At 75.8% G+C, this 1,967-nt stretch carries 1 protein-coding gene; it reads left to right on the plus strand.

The genetic code is table 11. From position 1 onward, the window contains the following. The first annotated feature begins 198 nt into the window (after positions 1–198). The gene (locus ACTUAL_RS27905) at positions 199–1,293 is read left to right on the plus strand and encodes a winged helix DNA-binding domain-containing protein (protein ID WP_440902324.1); all 1,095 of its coding nucleotides are present in this window, start codon (positions 199–201) and stop codon (positions 1,291–1,293) included. Positions 1,294–1,967 lie beyond the last annotated feature (674 nt).

Below are 1,967 nucleotides of genomic sequence, written 5' to 3' on the forward strand. Positions count from 1 at the left end.
GGCGATTCGCCCGACCGGTGCTCGGTCCAGCACCGCTCACCGATCAGACACCCGCCCGCCACAGCGGTCGAAGAGCCCTGCGGCAGTTCGAGCAACGGATGTCGACAGCGCGGATCGACAAGAACTCGGTCACCGGCAGGCCGCCCTCCCGTCCCGGTCCGCCGCCGAATGCTGTGCCCGTGCCCCTATGCTCCGCCCATGAGCGCGTCGGTGACCTGGGACCAGGTGCGGTCGTGGCGGCTGGGCAGGCAGTTCCTCGACCCGCGTGCCGCCGTGACCGCCGGGGAGGTCGTGGAGCGGTTGTGCGGGGTGCAGGCGCAGGTGGCGTCGGCGGCCGAGTTCGCCGTCGCGACGCGCACCGGCGCCGCGGGCGGGGTGGCGCGCGACCTGGCGTCCGGCGCGCTGGTGAGGACCTGGGCCGCGCGCGGCACCCTGCACCTGCTGCGCCCCGACACCGCCCCCGACGTGCTCTCCCTGCTCGCCTCGGCGCGCACCTGGGAGCGCCCGTCCTGGCAGAAGGCGTTCGGCGCGACCCCCGCCCAGGTCGCCGCCCTGGCCGAGGCGGTCGGCGCGCTGCTCGCCGGCGGAGAACCCCTGTCCCGCGAGGAGCTCGCGACCGCGCTCGCCGCCGACCCGCGCCTCACCGCCCTGGCCGACCAGCTCCGCTCCTCCTGGGGCGCCCTGCTGAAAACCCTGTCCTGGCAAGGGGTCCTGCGCCACGCGCCCCCGGACGGCGCCCGCGTCGCGTTCACCACCCCGCCGTGGCGGGCGCTCCCCGACCCGGACGACGCCGCACCCCGCGTGATCACCGCCTACCTGAGCGCGTACGGCCCGGCGACCCCGGAGGCGTTCGACGCCTGGCTGCTGCGCGGCGCCCTGCGCAAACCGGTGCTGCGCAAGTGGTTCGCGGACCTGGGCGACCGCCTGGTGACCGTCGACGTCGAAGGCCGCACCACCCACCTCCTCGCCGAGCACGCGGACGCCCTCGCGACCGCGGAGCCCACCACGTCGGTCCGCCTGCTGGGCCCGTTCGACCAGCACGTCCTGGGACCGGGCACCGCCGACCGGGCCCTGCTCGCCCCCGAGCACCGCCCCCTGGTCAGCCGGGCGGCGGGCTGGATCTCCCCGGTGGTCGTGGTGGACGGCCGCATCACCGGCACTTGGTCGATCACGCACGACACCGTCACCGTCACCCCGTTCCCCGGCCACCCCCACCCGGACCCCGAGGCCCTGCGGGCCGAGATCGAGCACGTCGCCCGCGCGGGCGGTCACGACGCGCTCGCGGCGGGCTAGCGGCGCCCCGTGGCGGGACCTGCCGGAGCGGCACGGGCCGTGGGGAGTGGGCCGTCGGTGCCGACTCCAGCGTCGAGCGCTGCTTCAACCGGCTCGAGCAGTTCCGCGGCCCGGCCACCCCGCTACGCCACACGCGCCGCCTGCCACCAGGCCGAACTCACCACCGCCGCCATCACGCTCTGGCCGCGACAACGAATCACCGGACACCGCCAGGGCCCGGCAGGGGTCCGGGGGCGCCGCACCGCTCGGCGGGCGCCCCCGGTCACCGGTCAGCCGAGCTGGGTGCGGGCGATGCGCAGCGGCCCGATCTCCACGGTCGAGTTGGCGGGCAGCGCCGACACCGCGAGCAGGACCAGCACCACCAGCGCCCCCAGCACGACGAGCAGCCGCAGAACTACGGCCCAGCTAGTCAGAACCGATCGGCCCAGGCGAAGCAGCGGCCCTCCGCCCGGCGCGTCACGGCGGCTGGTCGGCGCGCATATGCCCCTCCGGGATGGTGTTCGCCGACCACCGCGTCCTATCGTCCTCACATCACGCCCTTTCCGACGGGTTGACCAGCGGGGCGGCCGAGACGTCTGTGCGCAGCACGGCCACCCCGCCGAGAGGACTCCCCTCGTGGGGGTCCGCGTCAGGCGGGACGTGTCGGGACCGGTGACGCGGTTCCGGATTCGCCA

It is taken from the genome of Actinosynnema sp. (assembly GCF_052038725.1).

Bases quoted from the DNA above. Each gene is read 5' to 3' on its own strand.
- ACTUAL_RS27905 (WP_440902324.1), top strand. From the start codon at position 199: ATGAGCGCGTCGGTGACCTGGGACCAGGTGCGGTCGTGGCGGCTGGGC.